19 protein-coding genes and 3 tRNA genes are annotated in these 23,699 nt (G+C 71.0%); 2 read left to right on the top strand and 20 right to left on the bottom strand.

The window, feature by feature from the left end; translation table 11 throughout:
* Positions 1–15: 15 nt before the first annotated feature.
* Together BN1056_RS01685 and BN1056_RS01680 are read right to left on the bottom strand one after the other, a co-directional pair.
* A complete protein-coding gene (locus BN1056_RS01685; RefSeq protein WP_244671455.1) occupies positions 16–1,074 on the bottom strand; it encodes an adenylate/guanylate cyclase domain-containing protein in 1,059 nt (352 codons plus the stop codon).
* A 185-nt stretch (positions 1,075–1,259) separates the two neighbouring features.
* Positions 1,260–2,168: a biotin--[acetyl-CoA-carboxylase] ligase gene (locus BN1056_RS01680; RefSeq protein WP_210578536.1), complete on the bottom strand. Its 909-nt coding sequence runs from the start codon at positions 2,166–2,168 to the stop codon at positions 1,260–1,262.
* A gap of 756 nt (positions 2,169–2,924) precedes the next feature.
* Between BN1056_RS01680 and BN1056_RS01675 the strand changes: the two genes are divergently transcribed.
* A complete protein-coding gene (locus tag BN1056_RS01675) occupies positions 2,925–3,581 on the top strand; it encodes a Maf family protein (RefSeq protein WP_210578534.1) in 657 nt (218 codons plus the stop codon).
* Between the two features lie 6 nt (positions 3,582–3,587).
* On the opposite strand, the gene BN1056_RS01670 is transcribed toward BN1056_RS01675, so the two are convergent.
* From BN1056_RS01670 to BN1056_RS01650, 5 genes are all read right to left on the bottom strand, one after another.
* Positions 3,588–4,421, bottom strand: coding sequence for a MaoC/PaaZ C-terminal domain-containing protein (locus tag BN1056_RS01670; RefSeq protein ID WP_210578532.1), 834 nt, complete (start codon positions 4,419–4,421; stop codon positions 3,588–3,590).
* A gap of 104 nt (positions 4,422–4,525) precedes the next feature.
* Positions 4,526–4,693: a 50S ribosomal protein L33 gene (rpmG, locus tag BN1056_RS01665; protein ID WP_073330885.1), complete on the bottom strand. Its 168-nt coding sequence runs from the start codon at positions 4,691–4,693 to the stop codon at positions 4,526–4,528.
* Between the two features lie 58 nt (positions 4,694–4,751).
* A tRNA-Met gene (locus BN1056_RS01660) sits at positions 4,752–4,825 on the bottom strand.
* Positions 4,826–4,865: 40 nt separating this feature from the next.
* Positions 4,866–4,938: transfer RNA gene (locus BN1056_RS01655), tRNA-Thr, on the bottom strand.
* A gap of 119 nt (positions 4,939–5,057) precedes the next feature.
* Positions 5,058–5,142: transfer RNA gene (locus tag BN1056_RS01650), tRNA-Tyr, on the bottom strand.
* Positions 5,143–5,436: 294 nt separating this feature from the next.
* Here BN1056_RS01650 and BN1056_RS01645 point away from each other — a divergent pair.
* Positions 5,437–6,087: a hypothetical protein gene (locus BN1056_RS01645; RefSeq protein WP_210578530.1), complete on the top strand. Its 651-nt coding sequence runs from the start codon at positions 5,437–5,439 to the stop codon at positions 6,085–6,087.
* 31 nt (positions 6,088–6,118) lie between these two features.
* Here the strand turns inward: BN1056_RS01645 and htpX are convergent, their stop codons facing one another.
* The 13 genes from htpX to nuoF form a co-directional block, all read right to left on the bottom strand.
* Complete coding sequence (gene htpX, locus BN1056_RS01640; protein ID WP_210578528.1) at positions 6,119–6,982, bottom strand: zinc metalloprotease HtpX; 864 nt, start codon at positions 6,980–6,982, stop codon at positions 6,119–6,121.
* Between the two features lie 51 nt (positions 6,983–7,033).
* The gene (gene ald / locus BN1056_RS01635) at positions 7,034–8,149 is read right to left on the bottom strand and encodes an alanine dehydrogenase (protein WP_210578527.1); all 1,116 of its coding nucleotides are present in this window, start codon (positions 8,147–8,149) and stop codon (positions 7,034–7,036) included.
* A gap of 73 nt (positions 8,150–8,222) precedes the next feature.
* Positions 8,223–9,710, bottom strand: a complete 1,488-nt coding sequence (locus BN1056_RS01630) for an FAD-dependent oxidoreductase (RefSeq protein WP_210578526.1) — start codon at positions 9,708–9,710, stop codon at positions 8,223–8,225.
* Between the two features lie 220 nt (positions 9,711–9,930).
* On the bottom strand, positions 9,931–11,037 hold the full coding sequence (locus BN1056_RS01625; protein WP_210578525.1) for a polyprenyl synthetase family protein: 1,107 nt from the start codon (positions 11,035–11,037) through the stop codon (positions 9,931–9,933).
* Positions 11,034–12,599 carry an NADH-quinone oxidoreductase subunit NuoN gene (gene nuoN / locus BN1056_RS01620; protein ID WP_210578524.1) on the bottom strand — a complete coding sequence of 522 codons (1,566 nt, stop codon included), beginning with the start codon at positions 12,597–12,599 and terminating at the stop codon, positions 11,034–11,036. Before nuoN ends, BN1056_RS01625 begins: the two co-directional genes overlap by 4 nt.
* Positions 12,596–14,167 (bottom strand): NADH-quinone oxidoreductase subunit M, encoded by a 1,572-nt coding sequence (locus tag BN1056_RS01615; RefSeq protein ID WP_210578523.1) that lies wholly within the window; start codon positions 14,165–14,167, stop codon positions 12,596–12,598. The genes nuoN and BN1056_RS01615 overlap by 4 nt, the downstream gene beginning before the upstream one ends.
* A 17-nt stretch (positions 14,168–14,184) precedes the next feature.
* On the bottom strand, positions 14,185–16,209 hold the full coding sequence (gene nuoL / locus BN1056_RS01610) for an NADH-quinone oxidoreductase subunit L (RefSeq protein WP_210578522.1): 2,025 nt from the start codon (positions 16,207–16,209) through the stop codon (positions 14,185–14,187).
* Positions 16,210–16,223: 14 nt separating this feature from the next.
* On the bottom strand, positions 16,224–16,529 hold the full coding sequence (gene nuoK, locus BN1056_RS01605; protein ID WP_073330915.1) for an NADH-quinone oxidoreductase subunit NuoK: 306 nt from the start codon (positions 16,527–16,529) through the stop codon (positions 16,224–16,226).
* Positions 16,526–17,509 (bottom strand): NADH-quinone oxidoreductase subunit J, encoded by a 984-nt coding sequence (locus BN1056_RS01600; RefSeq protein ID WP_210578521.1) that lies wholly within the window; start codon positions 17,507–17,509, stop codon positions 16,526–16,528. The genes nuoK and BN1056_RS01600 overlap by 4 nt, the downstream gene beginning before the upstream one ends.
* Complete coding sequence (nuoI, locus tag BN1056_RS01595; RefSeq protein ID WP_210578519.1) at positions 17,506–18,201, bottom strand: NADH-quinone oxidoreductase subunit NuoI; 696 nt, start codon at positions 18,199–18,201, stop codon at positions 17,506–17,508. Before nuoI ends, BN1056_RS01600 begins: the two co-directional genes overlap by 4 nt.
* Complete coding sequence (gene nuoH, locus BN1056_RS01590; RefSeq protein WP_244671452.1) at positions 18,194–19,627, bottom strand: NADH-quinone oxidoreductase subunit NuoH; 1,434 nt, start codon at positions 19,625–19,627, stop codon at positions 18,194–18,196. Before nuoH ends, nuoI begins: the two co-directional genes overlap by 8 nt.
* Complete coding sequence (locus tag BN1056_RS01585; protein ID WP_210578517.1) at positions 19,624–22,341, bottom strand: NADH-quinone oxidoreductase subunit G; 2,718 nt, start codon at positions 22,339–22,341, stop codon at positions 19,624–19,626. Before BN1056_RS01585 ends, nuoH begins: the two co-directional genes overlap by 4 nt.
* A 4-nt stretch (positions 22,342–22,345) precedes the next feature.
* The gene (gene nuoF / locus BN1056_RS01580; RefSeq protein WP_210578706.1) at positions 22,346–23,632 is read right to left on the bottom strand and encodes an NADH-quinone oxidoreductase subunit NuoF; all 1,287 of its coding nucleotides are present in this window, start codon (positions 23,630–23,632) and stop codon (positions 22,346–22,348) included.
* Positions 23,633–23,699 lie beyond the last annotated feature (67 nt).

The raw sequence follows: 23,699 nt of genomic DNA, 5'->3' as shown, positions 1-23,699 counted from the left end.
CGGGATCGGTGGGTCTCAGGCCAGGGCGAGCGCCCACGGGGTGACGTTGCCCAATCCCTTGGCCACCACCTCATGACAGGGGTGAACCGTGTACTTGTGGGCGTCCGGGCCATTGAGAATGTCCATGGCAGTGGCCTCATCCATGCGAATGCCACCGGGCTCGGCGGTGTCCACCAGCCGGGAGGCGAGGTTCACAGGCGGGCCGAAGACGTCCCCGGAGCGGGAGACGACCCGTCCCTGCACCAGGCTGGCGCGCACCCGCATCATCTCCGGGCCCGACTGGAGCTCATCGACGAGCGCGGTAACGACGTCGGCCGCCGTGGTCAGATCGTCGGCTATGTACATGACCGCGTCCCCAATGGTCTTGACCACGCGGGCGCCGCGGGAGGTGACCACGTCACGGGCGGTGGACTCGAAGTCGTCGAGCATCTCCGAGAGCTCCAGCCTGCCCATGGTCTGGGCGCGCTGGGTGAAGGAGACGATGTCCACAAACCCCAGGGAGCGGATCAGCGGGTAGAAGTCGGGTCCGGCATCCTCCCGGCCCCGGCGGGAGACCTCCGAGTCGGTGCGGTCCAGCAGCGAGGCCAGGTGCCGGCGCCACACGTAGATCAACTGCTTGGAAAGGGAGTCGATCATCTCGTCAATGTGGTCCAGGGCCACCAGACGCGCGGCGGTGTCGTCCAGGTGCAGGCGCTGGGAGATGTCGGCGACGAGGGTTTCCAATTGCCAGAGCACCAGCCGGTCCATGGTGAAGGACTGGGCGCGCAACAGCTCCAGGACGCTGCTGGCGGCGAGCCCGCCCCCGGGCGCGTGCGCGGACGGCAGGCCGTCGTCGGTCTCGTCGATCAGGTCTGCGATGGTGCGCAGGGCGACGGCATCCTGATCGGTGAAGCAGATTTCGTCGGGGTCGACGTCGGCGAAGCCCATGGCGCGCCAGAAGCGGCGGGCCAGATCCATCCCGGTGCCGGCGCGGTCGGCGATCTGGCGCAGGCTCAGGCTGGGGGTTCCCTGAAGTAGCCGCTGCTCATGACCGCGGACCGTGCCCCAGGCGTCGTCGGCCGGGGCGCCCGCTATGGATGCGGCCTCGCCGGGATCGGAGTCCCCGGCGGGGGTGCTCGGGTCGGGCGTCTGCTGATGGGTCACCGCGCAAGAGTAGCGCACATCACAGGAGCGTGATCAATTTGGCGGAACAATCGGGGCGATTCCGTGCCCGAGCCCGGCCCTCGTCTCCCACGCCCGCTCCGGCGCTGCCCCTTGCGCTACCCCGCCGCGCGCACCGTGGTGACATCGCCCGCGGTGACGACGACGCGGCGCGTGCCGGCGCCGTCGCCCACCTGCAGTACCAGGCCCGGGGCGAGGTCGACGGCGGTGCCGGTGACGACGCCGCCCGGGCCGGTGACGCGCACGCTCTGCCCGAGGGTGGCGCAGGCGCCGCGCAGTTGCACTCCCAGCGCGCCCGCGCCGGCGTCCGGGTCGCCGCTGCTCGCCTCCCAGGCGGCGAGCAGCTCCGCCAGGTGGCGTCCGCAGTCCTCCAAGACCTCCGCGGCCGCTGGTACGGGGGCGCCGAGTGAGGCCAGGGAGGCGGCCCAGGGCACCGGCAGCTGCGCGGCGGGCTGGGCGAGGTTGATGCCGATGCCGACGACGACGGCGGGTGCCTCACCCCGGTGGGCCGCGGCGGCGGAGCCGGAGGCCTCGCTGCCACCGGGCGCGCCGATCAATTCCGTGAGGATGCCGGCGACCTTGCGGCTGCTCCCCCAGCCCGGCACCTCCGCAGGCGCCGACACCGCAGGCGTGGGGACGGCGACGACATCGTTGGGCCACTTGGTGGCCGCGCTCCAGCCGGTCGATTCCAGGCGGGGGGCGAGGGCGCGGGCGACGGCGAGGCCGGCCAGCAGCGGCAGCCAGGCCAGGCTGGCGGCGGGCACGAGCGGCCGCACCACGATCGAGGCGGTCAGTGCACCGGTGGGCGGCGTGGTCCAGGTGTGGTCGGCGCGGCCACGGCCGGCGGTCTGTGTCAGGGCGCGCAGGGCGGACAGGTGGGGCCAGGCGGCGGCCGCGGCGGGGTCGAGGGCGCCGTCGGGGCCGGTCAGCGCCCGCCGCAGGTCGGTGTTGGTCGAGCCGGTGCGCTCCACCACCACGAGCCGGCTGAACGGGGAGCGGGCGGTCATGCCACCAGCCTATGCGAGCACCGAGGTCGGTTGAAGGTACGGCCGAGGTGGTGGTGTCAGGGGGTGGTTTGAGCGCCGATGTTGGGGCCGGTCGTCGGTGTGATTGGTGCATCTACTCGGCGGCCGGGGCGGCGGCCGGCCCAGTGGCGTTGTTCGAGTCCCTGTGGTGAGTCTGCACACTCCAGAAGTGAGCGCCGCGACAGAATCCGCGGAATTGTGCGGATTTGACCTGCGGCCCTGGTGTCATGACAGTGCTCCAGTGTGCAACGAGGGCCTCGTTGCACACTGGAGCGATGTCACCGGATTCGGGCCGCGAAACCACTTCCGCGTATTTCCAGGGGAAAACGGCGGTCAGCCGAGTCCGCTCGGATCACCCTTGCGTGCAGACCGGCGCTAGTTCGTGTTGCGTTAGTCGGGGTGGTGTTGGCGTGGTGGTGTTGTCGTGGTGTGTGGGATGGAGTGAGGCTTTCGGGGTATCACGGGTGGCGTGAAAATGCCACGGGGCTTGCCCCTGTGGGTCTGGCACCGGCCCGTTGGACCGCCCACGCCCCCTTGGACCGCCCACGCCCCCTTGGACTGCCCACGCCCCGTTGGACCGCTGTAACCGGCGGCTACGGCGGTCCAACGGGGGAACAGGGGGTCCAACGGGCGGGTCGGCAGCCGCGCACGCAGACACCAGGGCTTGCCCCGACGCTCCCGTACTACGCCCTACGGTCACGAACCACACCCCTGACTTACTCATCTAGGCTTGAGCCCGTGCTTGTTCTGGCATCTCAGTCCACCGGTCGGCTGGCCACCCTGCGCGCGGCCGGCGTCGATCCGCAAGTGCGGGTCTCGGACGTCGACGAACCCCGCGTCCTGGCCGAACTCGCCGACGCCCACGCGGCCGCCGACGCTCCCGCCCCCACGCCCGCCGAGCAGGTGCAGGCGCTGGCGCGGGCCAAGGCGCTGGACGTGGCCGATGCCCTCCCGCCCGCCGCGGCGGAGGCGGACCCGGACCTGGTGGTGGTCGGCTGCGACTCCATGCTGGAGATCGATGGCGCGGTGGTCGGCAAGCCCGGCACAGCGCAGCGGGCCCGCGAACGCTGGCTGACGATGCGCGGCCGCAGCGGCACCCTGCACACCGGTCACAGCCTGGTGCGCGCACGCGATGCCGCCACCGTCGAGGGCGTGTCCTCCACGATCGTGCACTTCGGCTCCCCCAGCGACGCCGAGATCGACGCCTACATCGCCTCCGGGGAGCCTCTGTGGTGCGCGGGCGCATTCACCATCGACGGCCTGGGCGGCGCCTTCATCGACGGCGTCGAGGGGGATCCGCACGGCGTGGTGGGCATCTCTCTGCCGCTGCTGCGGCGCCTGCTGGCCCACCTGGGCGTCACCTGGACCAACCTGTGGTCCGCGCCGGCGCACTGAGTCCGCTCAGCGCCGCACCAGCACGGTGCGCCCGGCGATGGTGAGGCTGCCGGCGGGGAGGACACCGAGTCGGGCAACCCCGTCGACCGACAGTGCGGCGGGCACCGGGAAGCGCAGGTCGACGACGCCGGTCGTGGGAGCGAGGGCGAGGCTGAGTGCGCCCAGCAGCAAGCCGTGTGCGACGAGCTCCTGCTCCCCCACCGCCAGCCCGGCTCGGTGGGCGGCACCGAGCTGGAGGTGGATGGGGTTGTGGTCCCCGGTGGCGTCGGCCCAGGCGCGCACATCCGCAGCCGTGAGGGTTAGGGACCCGGGTGTATCGGCGTCACGGGGCACCGAGTCGGTGTCGACATCCGGCGGGTGCGGACCGGTGCGGAAGGAAGAGGCGGTCGGCGGTGTGCGGCGGGCGAGATCGTGGGTCACACGGGCGCCGGCGGGCCAGGCGGGTCCGGCGTCGCGGACGACGACCACCCCCTGCAGCAGTTCCCAGCCGCCGCGGGCAGTTCGCCGAAGGCCGATCTCGGCGACGCCGGCACCCGGCTCCTGCGTACGATCGTCGGGAGCCTGGGTGCCGACCGGGGTGGTCCGACAGCGGCGATGGATGAGGCCGGCCGCGCCCGTCACCATGGGGCGCTCCGGCGGCCACTGCCCGGCGCTATCCGATTCGCAGATGCCGCTGCGCACCAGGTGCTCACTCAGCCGCCCCAGTGCCAGGACTGCGGGCAGGAGCTGCTGCGCCGCGCCGGTTGCACGGGACCACGGCGCGGACCGGGCGGTTGCGACCGCCTCGCGCCCAGGGGTCGGCGCTGCGCGCATGAGCACGCGCGCTATCACAGCGGCCATGTCCGCGGCCGTCACGGCAGCCGGAGTCGCCGTCGTAGGGGTACAGCAAGGCCCCGGCGACCTGGAGTCGTCGGGGCCTGTGTGCGCGCGGGGCGCCGCCATGATCAGCGGGTCTCGCGGTGCTCCGTGTGCTTGCCGCAGCGCGGGCAGAACTTGGACAGAGACAGCCGGTCCGGGGTGTTCCGGCGGTTCTTCTTGGTGATGTAGTTGCGCTCCTTGCACTCCGAGCACGCCAGAGTGATCTTGGGGCGAACGTCGCTGGACTTAGCCACGTAACTCTCCTCTCAGTGATCCTCGAGCGGCCCTTGGGGTGCCATGCTCGAACTTGCGTAGCGGGGGAGGGACTCGAACCCTCGACCTCACGATTATGAGTCGTGCGCTCTAACCAGCTGAGCTACCTCGCCAGATGACACGTCAGGGGCCCGTAGGCCCCCGCAGTATCAGAGCCCCGAAAGGGATTCGAACCCTTGACCTTCTCCTTACCATGGAGACGCTCTACCGACTGAGCTATCGGGGCAACGAGCGGAACTTTAGGCAGATCGGATTCGCACATGCAACTCCGTTCGCCGTGGCTTCGCTCACCGCGGCCCCGCCTTGCGGGCGGGTCTGACTGCGTGCGCGCAAACGCCGCAACCATGGTGGCGGGTGAGGGATTCGAACCCCCGTAGCATACTGCGGCTGATTTACAGTCAGCTCCCATTGGCCGCTCGGGCAACCCGCCGGGCTCCGCGCTCGCCGTGGGCCGTTCTCACGGCCTCACGTCCTCGCTCGGTGCCGTGGAAGGATAGCAAGCCGACGGCGGCGCGCGCCAATCGCCACCGTAGGACCCTGCTCACAGCGACGCGGGCGCCACGTCTAGTCCCACAAGCACCGAACACCTTCTACAGTCGTTGCCATGTCGCAACCTAAGCCCCCTTACCGTCCCGATCAGCGATCCGTCCCTCCAAGCAAGCACGCCCCAGCGCCGTCCCATCAGCCGCAGCCCAACATGGCGGCGCAGACACCGGGTGTCCCGATGCCGATGCAACCCGAACAGCCTCAACGCAAGCGCCGCAGTCCCCTAGTCCTCGTCATTGCTGTGGTGGCCGCCATCGTTGTCGCCGCCGGCATCGGCGTCGGCATCATCGTCAGCGCGGCATCGCAAGACCGGCCTGTCCCGGCAGCACAGGCCACCGCCGGGCAGTGCATCGAGGACCCGGAGGTGAAGGAACTGGGCCACGTCTACGTCGCTGACTGTGACTCTGAGGATGCCGCCTACAGGGTCACCGCCGCTGCCGGTGCAGATTGCACGACCGTGCCGGGAACAACCACCACTTACCAGGATCTATGCCTGATCGGCGTTGACGAGGACCCGAGCGCTTCGTTGATCGAGGTTCAGGAGGGCGACTGCCTGCGCATTGACGACGCTACGCAGGATGCCACCGTTTCGGAGTGCACCAGCGGCACCTACCCGGTACTGAAGGCACTTACCGACGTCGCCGACTCCGACCTGGGGCTGATGGCGGGCGACGAGGACGCCTGCACGGCCGCGGGCGTGGATGAGGACGCCTACTCCTTCTGGTACAAGTGGAACCTGACCTCCTTCATGTTCGACACGGCAGGCGACACGAGCAAGTTGCTCAGCGACAACCAGTTCGTCTTCTGCCTGGGCGCCCCGCAGTCCTGAGCAGCCGCCCCCAAACGGGTTGCAGCCGGATTCAATAGCCGGCCATCCGCTCCAGGCGGGCGATGCGCTGCGCCATCGGCGGGTGGGTGGCGAACAGGTTTCGCACCCCGCCGAAGGGGTTGGCGATCATCATGGCGCTGACCGGCTCCAGGCGCGGGTCCTGCGGCATGGGCGCGGCGGCCACGCCCGTCTCCAGCTTGTGCAGCGCACTGGCCAGGGCCAGCGGATCGTTGGTCAGGACCGCGCCGTCGTGGTCGGCGTCGTACTCGCGGGTGCGGGAGACTGCGAACTGGGTCAGGCTGGCCGCCAGCGGAGCCAGCAGCGCCAGCAGGAGCAGGACGAGCGCGTTGGAGTCGCGCCGGTCCCGGCCCCCGCCGAACCACATGATGCCGGTGGCGATCGAGGAGATGACCCCGGCGATGCCGGCGGCGATCGAACCGGTGAGGATGTCCCGGTTGTACACGTGGGACAGCTCGTGGCCGAGCACCCCGCGCAGCTCCCGCTGGTTGAGTAGCTGGAGGATGCCCTGGGTGCAGCAAACGGCGGCATGTTGCGGGTCACGGCCGGTGGCGAAGGCGTTCGGGCTCATGGTCGGCGCCACGTACAGGCGCGGCATGGGCTGTCCCGCCGCCGTGGACAGCTCACGCACGACGGCGTACATGACCGGCTGCTGCGCCTCACTGACCTCAATGGCGCCCATGGAGCGCACCGCAAGCTTGTCGGAGTTCCAGTAGGAGTATGCCGTCTGCACTACCCCGATCGCGGGCATGAGCAGCAGCCATACGCTCGAGCCGGTGCCGCGCGCCAGCAGCCAGCCGATCAGGAGCAGCAACCCCCACAGTCCCCCCATGAGGACCGCCGTTTTAAGTCCGTTGTGGTGGTTCGTGCTGGTCATGTCGACGAGTGTATGAACACTCGCTGTGGCCTTGCTGGGAACGGGCCGTCTTCAGGCCAGCACAGTGGCCACGTCGGCGACGTCGAGGTCCAGGGCCAGACCGACGCCGGCCGTGTACAGGGCGCCGGCGTGGGTGGCCAGGCCGCGGGCGAGGTCGGACCGCTGCCGGCACGCGTCGCGCCAGCCGTTGTCCGCCAGGGCGACGGCGTAGGGCAGGGTCGCGTTGGTCAGTGCGTAGGTCGAGGTGTAGGACACGGCCCCGGGCATGTTGCCGACGGCGTAGAAGATCTTGCCGTCCACCTCGTAAGTGGGCTCGGAGTGGGTGGTGACGTGGGAGTCCTCGAAGCACCCGCCCTGATCGATGGCGATGTCCACGAGCACCGAGCCCGGGCGCATCGCCTGGACCATCGCGTGGGTCACCAGTCTGGGGGTGCGAGAACCGGGGACGAGCACGGCCCCGATGACGAGGTCGGCGTCGGCCACCGCACCGGCCACATCCAGCGGGGTGGAGAAGCGCGTGCGGACCGTCCCGCCGGTCAGTTCGTCGATCTGGCGCATGCGGACCGGGTTGACGTCCATGACGGTGACGTCCGCACCCATGCCGGCCGCCACGCGGGCGGCGGCCAGGCCGGCGGTGCCACCGCCGAGGACGACGACGTTGCCGCGGCGCACGCCCGCGGCGCCGCCCAGCAGCACGCCGGAGCCGCCGTTAGGGGCGAGCAGGGCGTCTGCGCCGACCTGTGCCCCGAGCCGCCCCGCGATCTCGGACATGGGGGCGAGCAGCGGCAGACCGCCGTCGTCGGTGGCGACCGTCTCATAGGCGACGGCGGTGACCCGCTTCGCCAGCAGGGCCTCGGTGAGCGCGCGGTCGGCGGCCAGGTGCAGATAGGTGAACAGCAGTAGGCCGTCCCGCAGGTAGCCGAACTCGGCCGGAACCGGCTCCTTGACCTTGAGGATCATTTCGGCGTCGCCCCAGACGGCGGCCGCCTCGGCGGCGATGTCCGCGCCGGCGTCGAGGTAATCCGCATCGGTGATGCCGGCGCCCAGCCCGGCGCCGGCCTGCACGGTCACCTCATGCCCGTGGCGCACCAACGTGTCCACACCTGCCGGCGTGAGCGCGACGCGATACTCGTGATCCTTGACCTCGGTGGGGACGCCGATGCGCATGGGAGGCTGCCTTTCTCTGGTTGGCGCCTGGACAACAGGCCTGAGCGGCACAGCCTACCGCCCCGGCGACGAGTTAGTCCTGCAGTCGGTGTGCAACCCGCTCGGGCACGCGGTCGGGGTCCGGCTGGCCGATGAGGTCGTCGGGCACCTCGGTGCTGCGGGAGATGGCGGTCATGGCATCCCGGGCGACGACCTTGACGCGCTCGCGCGGCTTGGACTCGCCCCCAGTGACGGTGACCTCGCCGTACTCCTCCCCCAGGTGGCGTTCGTAGGCGTCCAGCAGCTCCCAGCCCTCCCAGGTGGTGTAGGGCACGTCGCGGGAGTCGAGCAGCGCCAGCACGGCGTCGTGGCCGACCTGGGACTCGTCCTCCGTGGTGGCGTGCAGCAGGCCGGCGTTGGCGTCGGCGACCAGGTTCGTGATCGTCTCCTGGGCGTCGGACTTGGTGGAGCCGATCAGGCCGACCGGGCCGCGGCGGATCCAGCCGGTGGCGTAGATGCCGGTGAGCGGTTCACCGTCATCGCCGAGCACGCGGCCGCCGGCGTTGGGGATCACGTGACGGTCGGCGTCGAAGGGCAGGCCCTCGATCGGGCTGCCGGCGTAGCCGACGGCGCGGTAGACGGCCTGCACCGGCCAGTCCCGGAACTCGCCGGTGCCGGAGACGGTGCCGTCGCCGTTGAGGCGGGTGCGTTCGGTGCGCAGGGCGCGCACATGCCCGGCGTCGTCGGTGAGAATGGCGGCCGGCGCCTGGAACAGGTGGATGTGGATGGTGCGGGAGGCGGTCAGCTCCTCGGGTTCCTGCATGGCGTAGTTCTCCAGCGCCTTGACCACCTGCCGCTGCTGGTTGGAGGCGGCCAGGGCCTCGCGGGAGCCCTCGTCGTACTCGAAGTCCTCCTCGTCGACGGTGACGTCCACGTCGGGCTGCTTGCCGAGTTCGCGCAGCTCCAGGGGGGTGAACTTCACCTGGGCGGGGCCGCGGCGACCGAATACGTGCACGTCGGTGACCGGGGACTTCGCCAGGGTCTCGGCCACATTCGCCGGGATCTCCGTGGTCATCAGGTCCTCCACGTGCTTGGCCAGGATGCGGGAGATGTCCAGGGCGACGTTGCCGACACCGATAACAGCGACCTGCTGGGCCTCCAGCGGCCAGCTGCGCGGGTGGTCGGGGTGACCGTCGTACCAGGAGACGAAGTCGGCGCCGCCGTATGACTCGGGCGCGTCAATCCCGGGGATGTCCAGGGGGGCGTCGGTGTCGGCGCCGGTGGAAAAGATCAGGGCGTCGTAGTGCTCGTGCAGCTCGGCGACGCTGATGTCGCGGCCGACCTCCACATTGCCGATCAGCCGGATGTCGCCGCGCTGGAGGATCTTGTAAAGAGCCACGATGATCTGCTTGATGCGCGGGTGGTCCGGAGCAACGCCGTAGCGCACCAGCCCATAAGGGGCGGGAAGGCGCTCGAACAGGTCGATGTTCACGTCCAGGCCCGACTTCGACAGGATGTCCGAGGCGTAGATGCCGGCGGGGCCTGCTCCGATGACGGCGACATTGAGGGGGCGTGCGTTCACTGCTCTTCGTTCCTGGTTACAACGGGTGGGATTTCTGGTGACCGCGGGTGGGTGGCCCCGGCGCGCACCGGGCGGTGCGCCGCTTAGGTCGGCCCAAGTGTATGCGGGTGTTCGCCGACCGCGGTGTGGCGTGCATCCCGCCCGCCTGACCAGCCACCGCCGCTCCGCTCGCCGAGGTCGGTGAGCACGCGGGGCGTTGCGGGCCGTGCGGTGAGACGGATCAGGCGGCGCGGTCCACCAGCAGATGGGCGAACTGCTCCATGCCGTCGTGCACCAGCGCCGCCCGCTCCCGCGCGTCGGCCAGGGCGGACTCGCGCGCAGGTCCGGTCACGCCCGTGGCATCCAGACGATCCTTGGTACCGGCCAGCACGGCCTCTTCCAGTCCGTTCAGCACCGCGATCGCCTGGTCCGCCCAGCGCGTCGCCATTTCCCGGGTGCGGCTCAGCACCGGGTGCACCCGAAGCTGGGCGACGACGTCGGACAGGACCGCGTCGTCGGACAGGTCGGCGCTAGACAGGGTCGCCAGGATCGACTGTCCGGCGGCGTCGAGCTCGCCGGCGGCAAGCGCCTGGCGCAGCAGCAGCACCGGCATGGTGTCCACGCCCTCCCGCAGGTCTGTGCCCGGTGTCTTGCCGGTGGTGGCGGCGTCGCTGGTCAGATCGATGCAGTCGTCGGCCAGCTGGAAGGCCACGCCGATCTTCTCCCCGAAGGCCTCCACGATCGCCTCGGTAGCCTCCCCCGCCCGGGTCAGCATGGCACCGTAACGGGCCGAGACCGCGATCAGCGAACCGGTCTTGTCCGCCAACACCTGCAGGTAGTGCGCCACCGGATCGGTGCCCGCGGGGCGCGGCAGGGTCTCGTGCAGCTGCCCCATGCACAGCCGCTCAAAGGTCTTGGAGTGGGCCAGCACCGCCTGCGGTCCCAGCGCCGCCACCAGCTGGGAGGCGCGCGCCACCAGCACGTCGCCGGCGAGGATGGCGGCGGAGTTGCCCCATACGGTCTGTGCGCTCGGGGCGCCGCGCCGCAGCGGGGCCTCGTCCATGACGTCGTCGTGGTACAGGGTGGCGATGTGGGTCAGCTCTACCGCAACGCCGGCGTCTCGCACCTGCTCGCCCGTGGCCAACTCCGGGTCGCCCAGTTGGGCGGTCAGCAGCGTCAGCACCGGGCGCAGCCGCTTCCCACCGGCCGCCGCCAGGTGGGAGGTCGGCGGGTTGATGGTCGCGTCAGCGCTGCTGACGACCTCAAGCAGGCGCGTCTCGACGGTCTCGAGCTCCGGAACAATCCGGTCTTCGAGCTGCGGCAGGCTGAGTGGCAGCGTTCCAATCACGGCAGGAGCATAGCGGCGTCCGCCAGCGAGCGGACCACGGCCTGCGGCAGCACGCCGATCAGGACGGTGGCGGCGGCCGCCAGACCGATCGTCAACGCGGCCGGGCCCATCGAGCCGACCACGACCACGCGGTCGCCGTCGGGCTCCCGGAAGAACATGAGCACGATCAACCGCATGTAGAAGAAGGCCGTGGCCACGGAACTGACGATGGCGACGATCACCAGCCAGGTGGCCCCACCGGCGATGCCGGCGATGAACACCTCGAACTTGGCCATGAATCCGGCGGTCAGCGGGATCCCGGCGAAGGACAGCAGGAACACGGTCATGGCGCCGGCCAGCCAGGGGCTGCGGCGGCCCAGGCCGGTGAAGGCCTCCAGGTCATTGGCTTCGGCACCGGGGGCACCGTCGTGGCTGGTGCGCACCAGGCCGATGATGCCGAAAGCGCCGACGGTCGCGATGCCGTAGGTGAGCGCGTACAGCAGCAGGGCGCTCACGCCCACCCCGTTCCAGGCGATGATGCCGATGAGCATGTAGCCGGCGTGGGCGATGGCCGAGTAGGCGAACATGCGCTTGACGTCCTTCTGGATGACGCCGACGACGGTGCCCACGGCCATGGTCAGGATGGCGACGGTCCACAGGAAGGGGGCCAGGTCCCAGCCGAGCGTCCCGCCGAGCACGTAGTAGAAGCGCACCAGGGCGAGGAAGGCGGTGGCCTTGACCCCCGCCGCCATGAAGCCGGTCACGGGGGTCGGTGCCCCCTGGTAGACGTCGGGGCTCCAGGCGTGGAAGGGGGCGGCAGCGGTCTTGAACAGCAGCCCGATGGTGACCAGGGCGACCCCGGCCAGCGCCAGCCAGTCCATGCCGGCCACTCCCCCACCGCCGATGGCCGCGGCAATGTCGCTGTACGCCACGGAGTCGGACACGCCGTATAGGAAGGCGGCGCCCATGAGCAGGAAGGCGGAGGAGAAGGCGCCCAGCACGAAGTACTTCAGGGCGGCCTCCTGGCTGAGCAGGCGGCGGTGGCGGGCCATGGCCGCCATGATGTACAGCGGCAGCGACACCAGCTCCAGGGCGACGAACAGGGTGATCATGCCGTTTGCCAGCGGGAACAGCATCATGCCGCCCAGCGAGAACAGGGTCAGGGGGAACATCTCGGTGGCGACCCAGCCGGCGTGGATGGATTCCTCCTCCTCGGCGCTGCCGGGCCGGTCGGCGGCCTGGGCGGCGAAGGCGCCGTCGTCGGCGGTGGTGCGGTCGGCCATGACCAGGACGGCCAGCAGGCCGATGGCCAGCAGAATGCCCTGGGCGGCCACACCGAAGGGGTCTTCGGCGATGCCGGTGGTCAGCTCCCGCCCGCTGCCGGCAGCCACGACAACACTCCAGCGGCCCGCCAGGGCGACGGCGGAGGCGAGGATGGCCAGCAGGCTAAGGAGGGCCTGGACGGCCGGGCGGACGCTACGGGGCACGAAGGCCTCCACGAGGACGCCGACGACGCCCGCGCCCAGAATGATCAGTACCGGGGTGAGGCCGGCCCATTCAATGACCGGGGCGGTGAAGCTCACTTGGTGTTCCCTTCTGCGATCACGACGGCGACAGCGGGGTCGGCCGGGGCGGTGGGCACGGTGGCCAGAGCGGCGGTCTCGCCGGGGGCTTCCACGGCGGCGGCGACCTGGCCGGCGACGTCCTCGAAGGCGTCTGTCAGCGGTGCGGGTGCCAACCCGACGGCGAGCATGGCGGCGATCACCGGAACCAGGACCAGCTTCTCGCGTCCGTCCAGGTCGGCGCTGCCCACCCGCTCACGGGCGGGGGCGCCGGTGAACACCCGCTGGTAGGGCAGCAGCACGTACACGGCGGCGATGATGACGCCGAGCACGGCGACGACGCCGAGCGGCACCGACTTCGAGAAGGTGCCGGTCAGCACCATCCACTCCGGCACGAAGCCGCTCAGGCCCGGCAGGGCGATGGAGGCCAGGCCGGAGATGAGGAAGGTGCCGGCGATCAGCGGCATGACGCGCTGCATGCCGCCGAGTTCACTGATGGCCACGGTGCCCGTGCGGCGGGCGAGGAAGCCGCTGACCAGGTACAGCCCGGCGATCGACAGCCCGTGGGCGACCATGTAGACCATGGCGCCGGTGGCGGCGATCTGGCTGCCGACGAACAGGCCCAGCACCATGAAGCCGAAGTGGCTGATGGAGGTGTAGGAGATCAGCCGGTAGAGGTTGTCCTGCGCGATGGCGGCCAGGCCGCCGTAGATGATGCCGACGACGGCCAGCACCAGGATCACCGGGGCGGCCCAGGCGGATTCACGCGGGAACAGGGGCAGTACCAGGGCGGCCATGCCGTAGGTGCCGATCTTGTCCAGCACGCCGATCAGCAGCACGGAGGTTCCCGGAGTGGCCTGCTCGGCGGTGTCCGGCAACCAGGTGTGCACCGGCACCATCGGCGCCTTGATGGCGAAGGCGATGAAGAAGGACGCGAAGATCCAGCGGCCGGCCGTGGTGGAGGCGGTGATCTGGCCGACCAGGTTCTCAACCAGGTAGGCGCCCTCGCCGCGCGGCCCGTACACGTACAGGGCCACCACGCCGACCAGCATGATCAGTCCGCCGGCCAGGGAGTACAGCAGGAACTTCAGAGCGGCGCGGCGGCGGCGCTCACCGCCGAAGCGGCCGATCAGGAAGTACACCGGCACCAGCATGGCCTCGAAGCAGATGTAGAACAGGAAGACGTCGCGGGCGGCGAAGATGACCACCACGAAGGCCTCCAGCACCAGCACCAGGCCGCTGAACAGGCCCTGCTGGTCGGCGGGGATCTCACCCCAGCTGGCCAGTAGCACCAGCGGCACCAGGAAGGCGGTCAGCAGCAGCATGGCCAGGCCGAGGCCGTTGACGCCCAGCGCCCAGGACACGCCCAGCATCGGAATCCAGGAGTGGGTCTCGGTCAGCTGGATGGCGCCGGCCTGGGAGAAGTCGAAGCGGGCAAGCGTCCAGATGCCCACGCCGAGGGTGGCCAGGGCGAACAGCAGGCCGATGACCCGGCCCTGGCGTCGCAGCGGCGGCACGAGCCACAGCAGCAGTGCCCCGGCCAGCGGGACGATGGCCATGGTGGTCAGTACGGGGAACGTTGCATTCATGGGCTTGTCGTGTCCTCTCAGAACCTGCCGGCCAGGACGGCGATGAGTGCGAGCACCGTTCCGCCGAGCATGTAGCCGGCGTAGGAGCGGACGCTGCCGGACTCGGTGCGGGCGGTGAGCCGGCCCAGCGCCGCGGTGCCCTTGGCGAGCCCCTCGACGGCGCCGTCGACGACGTAGTGGTCCGTGGCTCCGGCCGCCAGGACGAGTCCCTGGCCGGGCCGCATGGCAACAGCCTCGTTGATGGTGTCCTGGTACATGTCGTGGCGGGCGGCCTCCACCACCACGTTGGAGCGCTGCACCACCGTGGGCACCGCGCGGCGCACGTACATGGCCCAGGCGACGACGGCGCCGACGATCACCAGGGCGAGGGTGGCGACCATGATGACGGTGGCCGGGAGAACCGGCTCGCCGTGCGCGCCCGCCTGCCCGGTGACGGGCTCCAGCCAGGTGACGAAGGTGTCGCCGATGCTCAGCGCCCAGCCCAGGCCGACGGAGAAGACCGACAGGACGATCAGCGGCAGGGTCATCAGCCAGCCGGACTCGTGCGGGTGGACCTCGCCCTCAATGTCCTTGGCCGTGGTCCAGCGGGGAGTGCCGTGGAAGATCATGAAGAACAGCCGCGACATGTAGAAGGCGGTGAGTCCCGCCCCCAGCAGGGCGATGGTGCCCAGGATCCAGGGGCGGGCGCCGTCGCCGACGAAGGCCGCCTCGATGATCTTGTCCTTGGACCAGAAGCCGGAGAAGGGTGGAATGCCCATGATGGCGAGCCAGCCGATGCCCATGGTGATCCAGGTGAGCTTCATGGCGCGGTGCAGGCCGCCGAAGCGGCGCATGTTCACCTGGTCGCTCATGGCGTGCATGACGCTGCCGGCGCCGAGGAACAGCTGCGCCTTGAAGAAGCCGTGGGTGAGCAGGTGGAAGATGGCGAAGGCGTAGCCGATCGGGCCGAGGCCGGCCCCCAGCATCATGTAGCCGATCTGGCTCATGGTGGAGGCGGCCAGCACCTTCTTCATGTCGTCCTTGGCGCAGCCGATGATGGCTCCCAGGGCCAGGGTGATGGCTCCGACGACGGCGACGGCCAGCTGGGCGTCGGGGGCGCCCTCGAAGACGGCGCCGGAGCGGACGATCAGGTAGACGCCGGCGGTGACCATGGTGGCGGCGTGAATCAGCGCGGACACCGGGGTGGGGCCGGCCATGGCGTCGCCCAGCCAGGCCTGTAGCGGGAACTGGGCGGACTTACCGCAGGCGGCCAGCAGCAGGAAGAAGCCGATGGCGGTCAGCCAGCCGGTGGAGATGGCCCCCTCCTGGGCGGCGGGCAGCACCGCGTCGTAGGCGACCGAGCCGACCTGGGCGATGCAGGCCATCATGGCCAGCAGCAGGCCCACATCGCCGATGCGGTTCATGATGAAGGCCTTCTTGGCGGCGGCCGCGTTCTCCCGGCTGGTGAACTGCTCCGCCTGGGGGGCGTCGGCGTCGGCGGTGTTCCAGAAGCCGATGAGCAGGTAGGAGGCCAAGCCCACGCCCTCCCAGCCGATGAACAGGGCGATGTAGGAGTCGCCGAGCACCAGGGTGAGCATGGCGGCGATGAAGAAGTTCAGGTAGGCGAAGAAGCGGCGGCGGTCCCGGTCGTGGGCCATGTAGGCCACCGAGTAGACGTGGATGAGGAAGCCGACACAGGTCACCAGTGCCACGAAGGTCAGTGACAGCGGGTCCAGGCGCAGGCCCAGTTGCACGTTCAGGTCGCCGGCGCCGAACCAGCGCCACAGTGGTACGCCCAGGACCCGGCCGGCGGCGTCCAGGCCGAGCACCTGCGCGAGGATGATCAGCCCCAGGACGGCGCTGAAGAGCGATGCGGCCACGCCCAGCCAGTGGCCCCAGGCGTCGGCGGCCCGGCCCGCCAGCAGCAGGATGGCGGCCGAGGCGGCGGGCACGGCGATCAGCAGCCAGGCCAGTGCGGCGGCGCCGGTGGCCGGGGCGGCGGCCCCGACGACGGACTCGGCGGCCAGCAGGCAGGTGGAGAGCACGAGAGGGGATGCGGTCATGGTCTCGGGCTCCTTCAGTGCTTGAGCAGGTTCAAGTCGTCGACGGACGTGGACCTGCGGGTGCGGAAGATGGACACGATGATGCTCAGCCCGACCACGACCTCGGCGGCGGCCACCACCATGACGAAGAAGGCGAACACCTGCCCGGTCAGGTCCCCGTACAGGCGGGAGAAGGTGACCAGGACCAGGTTGACGGCGTTGAGCATGAGCTCCACGCCCATCAGCTCGATGATGGCGTTGCGTCGCAGCAGCACGGTCAGGGCGCCGAGGGTGAACAGCACCCCGGCCAGCACGACGTAGGCGGTGATGGGGACGCTCACTTGTGCTCCTCCTTCTGGGCCGGGTCGGCCGGGTCTGCCGGTTCGTCGGCGACGTCCGCCGGCGCCTCGGCCGGGGCCAGGGGTTGGACGACGTCCGGGGCGGGCGCGCCGGGCATCGCCGGCATGCCGGAACGGCCCACGCTCGCGTCCTCGCGGCTGGTGATCCGGCCGGCGCGCTGGGCCGCTCCCATCTCCGGGGAGACATCGGACAGTTCCAGGTCCTGCCCGCGCACGCGCAGCACCCGGGGAATGGACTCCTCCAGGGCCTCGCCGGAGGCGGCCAGGGCGGGGGCGGCGGCGGTGTTGGTGGCGGCGTAGACGCCGGGCATGGGCTTCTGGCCGGGGTGGGCGCCGGTTTCGGCGTAGGCGCGCATCTTGGCTTCCACCCGGTCGCGCTGGGTCAGGCGGGGGCGCACACGCTGCCGGTGGGTCAGGGTCAGCGCCCCGACGGCGGCGATGATCAGCAGGAGGCCGGTCAGCTCCATGGTGACGACGTGGTCGCCGAACAGCACGGCGGCCAGCGTCTGGGGAGTGGCATCGTCGCCGTCGGCCAGGCCGGCGGCGGCCGGGAAGACGGTGCGCCACACGACGGCGGAGAGCACCACGATCAGGCCGGCGCCGAAGAGGGCGGCCAGGCCCTTCGTGGCGGTGGAGTGGGCGGCGATGGGCTCGTCGCCGCCCACGCCGACCATCATGATGACGAACAGCACCAGGGTCATGACGGCGCCGGTGTAGACGACCACCTGGGTGATGCCCAGGAAGGGCGCCTCGCCGGCGATGTACAGCACCGCCAGGCCGAGCATGATCATGATCATGCTCACGGCGGCGATCACGGCCCGCCTGGCGGTCAACAGGCCGATGCCGCAGCCGACGGTGATGAAGGCGACGACGACGAACAGGATCGCCTCGCCGCCCGAGACGGTGCCGGAGGCGGTGAGCGTGGCGGGCAGGGCGGATGCGGCCGCAATGGCGGGCGTCATGAGTGCACCGCCTCCTTCTGGGGCGCGGGGACCGGGCGGGCGGTGGCGAGGGTCGGGTCGTCGGGGCGGTGTGCGCGCACCCAGTCGGCCTGGCCCTGGGTGGGGCCGGTGACGGCGCCCCGGTAGTAGTCGGCGTCCTCGGTGCCCTCGACCATGGGGTGGGGGGCGGCCAGGGCGCCGTCGGGGACGGGCGCCAGCAGGTCCTGCTTCTCGTAGATCAGGCCGGTGCGGTTTGGGCCGACCAGTTCATCGATCTCGTGGGTCATGGTCAGCGCGCGGGTGGGGCAGGCCTCGATGCACATGCCGCAGAAGATGCAGCGCAGGTAGTTGATCTGGTAGACGCGCCCGTAGCGCTCGCCGGGCGAGTACTGCGCCTCGGGGGTGTTGCTGGCGGCCTCCACGTAGATGGCGTCGGCGGGGCAGGCCCAGGCGCACAGCTCGCAGCCGACGCACTTCTCCAGGCCGTCGTCGTACCGGTTGAGCTGGTGCCGCCCGTGGTAGCGGGGCATGAGCACCGGCTTCTCGAAGGGGTACAGCTCGGTGACCGTGGGCTTGAAGATGGAGGAGAGCGTCACCCCGTAGCCGGCGACGGGGGCGAACACGCGTCCCAGGGCGCTGGGCTCGTCGCGCAGCCACTGGTCGTGGTCGGTGCCCTCCCGACCCCGGGGGGCCTGGGGTGTGGGGTCAGTCATCGGTTTCCTCCTGAACGGTGACGTCGGAGTCGGTGGTCGTGGCGCCCGCAATCGCCAGGTCACTGGCGGCGTCGTGCACGGGGGCGGCCGTCTGCGCGGCGCGGCGGGAACGCGGCGAGGGCGGCAGTTGCTGGCCGGGCAGCGGCGGGACGGGGAAGCCGCCGGCGAAGGCGTCCAGTTCCTCGCCCGGCACGGTGATGTCCACGCCGGCCGCGGCGGTGGTTGCCTCTTCCTCTTCCTCCCTCTCGGGCAGGACCAGCAGGATGATCATGGCCACCAGGAAGATGGCGGCCAGCACGAGCAGCAGCCCCTGAGTGGAGCCGCCGGAGAAGGCCCGGTAGCCCTGGACGATCGCGACCAGTACGAACCACACCAGGGAGACGGGGATGAGGAACTTCCAGCCGAGCTTCATGAAGTGGTCGTAGCGGATGCGCACCAGCGTGCCGCGGGTCCAGATGAGCAGGAACATCACGCACCACACCTTGGCCAGGAACCACAGCATCGGCCACCAGCCGGAGTTGGCGCCGTCCCAGAAGCTGGCCAGGATGAAGGAGCGCCACCCGCCCAGGAACAGGGTGGTGCACACGGCCGAAACGTTGAGCATGTTCAGGTACTCGCCCAGGTAGTACCAGGCGAACTTCATCGAGGAGTACTCCACCATGTGCCCGGCGACGAGCTCGCCCTCGCCCTCGGGCAGGTCGAAGGGCAGCCGGTTGAGCTCTCCGACCATGGAGACCAGATAGATCAGCAGGCTGGGGATCATGGCCAGTCCCCACCACAGGCGCTCCTGGGCGGCGACGATCCCGGAGGTGGACATGGTGCCCGAGGCCAGGAAGACCGTCAGGATCGACAGGCTCATGCTCAGCTCGTAGGAGATGACCTGGGCGGCCGAGCGGACGGCGCCGAACAGCGGGTAGGTGGAGTGCGTGGACCAGCCGCCGAGGATGATGCCGTACACGCCGAAACCGGTGATGGCCAGCACGTACAGAATGGCTACGGGGAAGTCCGTCAGCTGCAGCGGGGTGGAGTGGCCGAACATGCTCACCTGCGGCCCGAAGGGGATGACCGCGTAGATCATGAAGGCGGTGAAGGCGGCGATGACCGGCCCCAGGACGTAGATGAACTTCTCGGCGCCCTTGAGCCAGAAGTCCTCCTTCATGATCAGCTTGGCGGCGTCGGCGATCAGCTGCGGCAGGCCGAGCGGACCGTTGACGTTCGGGCCGGGGCGGGTCTGGATGCGCCCCAGGATGCGGCGCTCGGCCCAGATCGCGACGATCACGCTGAGGATCAGGAAGACGATGATGAAGACGGCCTTGATGAGGGTCAGCCACCAGGTCTCGTCGGAGAAGTCGGCCACCACACCCCCCTGGGCGGCGAGTGCCGCCGGCAGGGCGGCGGGGATAGCGGAAACACTGAGCGGATTCACTGGGCCACCTCCGGGCTGTCCACAGTGGTGAGCGAGAGGGAGACGCCGGCGCCGTGGCCGACGCCGAGGCTCTGGCGGACCGTGGAGCCGGGCGAGCACTCCGGCAGCCAGACGGTCCCGTCGGGGACGTTGCCGATGGCGGCAGGCAGCGTGATGGTGCCGGCCGGGCCGGTCACGGCGACGCTTTCGCCGCCGGTCAGGTGCAGGCGGGCGGCCAGGTCGGCGCCCACGCGGGCGACGGGGCGCAGGGCGGTGGCGGCCAGGAAGGGCTCACCGTCCTGCAGGCGGCCGGAGTCGAGCATCGGCTTGTGGGTGGCCAGGACGGCGTCCAGGCCGGAGACCGTGGAGCGGCCCGGCTGGTCCGCCGCCTCCGTCGCGGCCGGGGCGGGCTGCGCCTGCGGGCTGAAGGTGACGCTTGGGCGCGCTCCGGCCCACAGGCCCAGCGCGGCCACCTGCGCGTGCACGTCCTCCAGCGTGTCCACCCCCAGGTCGGTGCCCATCTCGGCGGCGAGCGCGGCCAGCACCTGCCGGTCGGTGCGGGCGCGGGAGACGTGGGCCTGCCCGAAGGGGCGCACGCGCCCCTCCCAGTTGACGAAGGTGCCGTTCTTCTCCACGGGCGGCGCCACCGGCAGCACCACGTCGGCGTGCTCGCTGACTTCGCTGCGGCGCACCTCCAGCTGCACGGTGAAGCCGGAGGCGGCCAGGGCGGTGCGGGCCAGGCCCGGGTCGGGGAAGTCGCGCAGGTCGACGCCGCCGATCACGACGCCGCCGAGCTCGCCGTCGGCGAGGGCGTCCAGGATGGCGGTGGCGTCCCGGCCCGGCTGCGCGGGCAGCGGGTCGGGGGCGTTCAGGCCGCCGCCGGGCGCCCACAGCTGCTGGACCTCGGCGCGGGCGGCGGGGTCGGCGACGGGGCGGCCGCCGGGCAGCAGGTGCGGCAGCAGGCCGACCTCGATGCCGCCGCGCTCACCGGCGCGGCGCGGCACCCAGGCCAGGCGGGCGCCGGTGGCTTTGGCGAGCGTGTCCACCACGGACAGCAGGCCGGGTACGGCGGCGGCCCGCTCCCCCACCAGGATGGTGGCGCCGTCCTCGCCCAGGGCCCGGGTCAGCTCCGGGTGGGTCTGGGACAGCAGGGCGACGGCGCGGGCCTCGGTGCCGGGGGCGGCGAGGATGACGTCGGCGTCGAGCTTGCGCGAGCCGGCCGAGGCGAGGTTCGCGACGGTGGCGACCTTGACGCCGCCGGCACGCACCCCCTTGCGCAGCCGCAGGAACAGCGAGCCGCATTCGTCCTCGGGCTCCAGGGCGATCAGCAGCACCTGGCCGGCGCTCTCCAGCGACCGGTAGGTGACCGCGCCCAGGCCGGTGCCGGCCACGCGGGCGGCGAGGAAGGAGTCCTCCTCGGGGGAATGGTCGCGCACGCGCTGATCGATGTCGTTGGTGCCCAGCACGGTGCGGGCGAACCGGGACCAGGCCCAGCCGTCCTCCAGGGTCAGGCGGGCGCCCGGCAGGAGCCCCACCCCGCCGTCGGCGCGGGCGGCGGTCAGGCCGCGGGCGGCCACGTCCAGGGCGTCGGACCAGGAGGTGGGCACCAGCTCACCGGTGTTCTCGTCGCGCACGAGCGGCACGTCCAGCCGGTCCTCCAGGGTGGACCAGGGGAAGGCGAAGCGGTCCTTGTCGGTGATCCACTCCTCGTTGACCTCCGGGTCGTTGCCGGCCAGGCGGCGCAGCACCACGCCGCGGCGCATGTCCACGCGCAGGGCGGAGCCGGAGGCGTCGTGCTCGGTGACCGTGTCGGTGGACACCAGGTCGTCGGGGCGGGCCCGGAACCGGTAGCGGGCGCTGGTCAGGGCGCCCACCGGGCAGATCTGGATGATGTTGCCGGAGAAGTAGGAGGCGAAGGGGCGCCCGGAGACGTCCAGCTCCTCGGCTCCGCCGAGCGTGCCGGGCCCGTAGACGGTGCCGTCGACGACGCCGGGCTGCCCGCCCGGGCCGGTGAGGTCGTCCTCGGTCACCAGGTGCTCGCCGCCGCGCACGGTCTGGGTGGGCGCGGTGGCTTCGGGGTTGTGGAAGTCGAGCACGCCCGCGTCGAAGCGCCCGATCTGCTCGGAGTAGAGCCCGCCGGTGATCTCGCCGCCCGCGTGGCCGGCGCCGCGCCCCTGCAGGGTGATGAAGCGGTCGCCGGCGATCTGGTCGGCGAAGCGCACGCAGCGCTGGCACAGGATGCAGCGGTCGCGGTCCAGCAGAATGTTGCTGGTCAGGCGCAGCGGCTTGGGGAAGGTGCGCTTGACGTCGGTGAAACGGGTGACCGCCTGGGCGCCGGTCGCCATGAGTTCCAGCGCCTGGTTCTGCAGGGGGCACTCGCCGCCCTTGTCGCACACCGGGCAGTCCAGCGGGTGGTTGATCAGGAGGAACTCCATGTTGCCGGCCTGCGCCTTGGCGGCCATCGGGCTGGTGGCCTGGGTGGAGACCTCCATGCCGTCGGAGACGGCGGTGGCGCAGGCGGGCTGGGGCTTGGGCATGGGGCGGACCACGCCGTCGCGGCCGGGCGCGGCCACCTCCACCAGGCACTGGCGGCAGTTCGCCGACGGCGACAGCAGCGGGTGGTCGCAGAAACGCGGGATGCGCACGCCGGCCCGCTCGGCGGCACGGATGATCGGCGTGCCCTTCTCAACCTCGAGGTGCGTGCCGTCGATCGTGATGTTGACCGTGTCAGTCATCTGGTCACCGTCCGCTCTGAGCCTGGCTGTTGACAATGGAGGAGGCCGCCGGCGGGAACAGCTCGGCAGCGGGAGTGGTGTAGCCGGCCTCGAACTCGCTGCGGAAACGCTTGATGCCCGACGCGATCGGGGTGGCGGCGGCGTCCCCGAGGGCGCAGAACGAGCGGCCGGAGATGTTGGCGGCGATGTCCTCCAGCTTCTCCACGTCACCGGGCCGGCCCTGCCCGGCCTCCAGGCGGGTCATGATCTGCCGCATCCAGTAGGTGCCCTCGCGGCAGGGGGTGCACTTGCCGCAGGACTCGTGCTGGTAGAACTCGGTCCAGCGGGACACCACCCGCACCACCGAGACGGTGTCGTCGAAGACCTGCAGGGCGCGGGTGCCCAGCAGGGAGCCGGCACCGATCACGGACTCGTAGTCGAGCGGGACGTCCAACTCCTCGGGACCGAAGATGGGGGTGGAGGAGCCGCCCGGCACCCAGAACTTCAGCTTGTGGCCGGGCCGCATACCGCCGGCCAGCTCGATCAGCTCGCGCATGGTGATGCCGAAGGGGGCCTCGAACTGGCCGGGGTTGACCACGTGCCCGGTCACGGAGAACAGGCCGTGTCCCTTGGAGCGCTCGGTGCCCATGGAGGAGTACCAGGCGGCCCCGCGGGTCAGCACCCCGGGCACGGAGGCGATCGTCTCCACGTTGTTGATGACCGTGGGGCGGGCGTACAGGCCCTGCACGGCCGGGAAGGGGGGCCGCAGGCGCGGGTGGCCGCGCCGTCCCTCCAGGGAGTCCAGCAGTGCCGTCTCCTCACCGCAGATGTAGGCGCCGGCGCCGGCGTGGGCCACGATCTTCAGCGGCTGCTGGCCGTCCAGGCCGAAGCCGTCGTCGAGCAGGCCGGCGTCGGTGGCATCGTGGATGGCGTGCAGCAGTCGCCGGTAGGCGTGGGCGACCTCGCCGCGCACGTATACGAAGGCGCGGTCGGCGCCGATGGCGCGGGAGGTGATGGCGACGCCCTCGACCAGGGCGTGGGGGTTGGCCATCAGCGTGGGCATGTCCTTGCAGGTGCCGGGCTCGGACTCGTCGGCGTTGACCACCAGGTAACGGGGCAGGCCATCCGGGGCGGGCAGGAAGGACCACTTCAGGCCCGTGGGGAAGCCGGCGCCGCCGCGGCCGCGCAGGTTGGAGGCCTTGACCAGGTCGACCAACTCACCGGCGCTCATGGTCTTGGCGCGGGCCAGGCCCTGGTAGCCGCCGGCGTCCCGGTAGGCGTCCAGCGTCCAGGAGCGCTGCTTGTCCCACATGTCGGTGACGACCGGGGTGAGGGTGCCCGGGGCGGTGAAGGTCGGCTCCGCAGAGCCGGGAGTCTGC

Origin of the sequence: Actinomyces succiniciruminis (genome assembly GCF_900002405.1) — a bacterium.
In the GTDB taxonomy this organism is placed as follows: domain Bacteria; phylum Actinomycetota; class Actinomycetes; order Actinomycetales; family Actinomycetaceae; genus Actinomyces; species Actinomyces succiniciruminis.
Note: the sequence above shows the minus strand (reverse complement) of the source record. Positions and strands in the feature narration are given on the sequence as shown.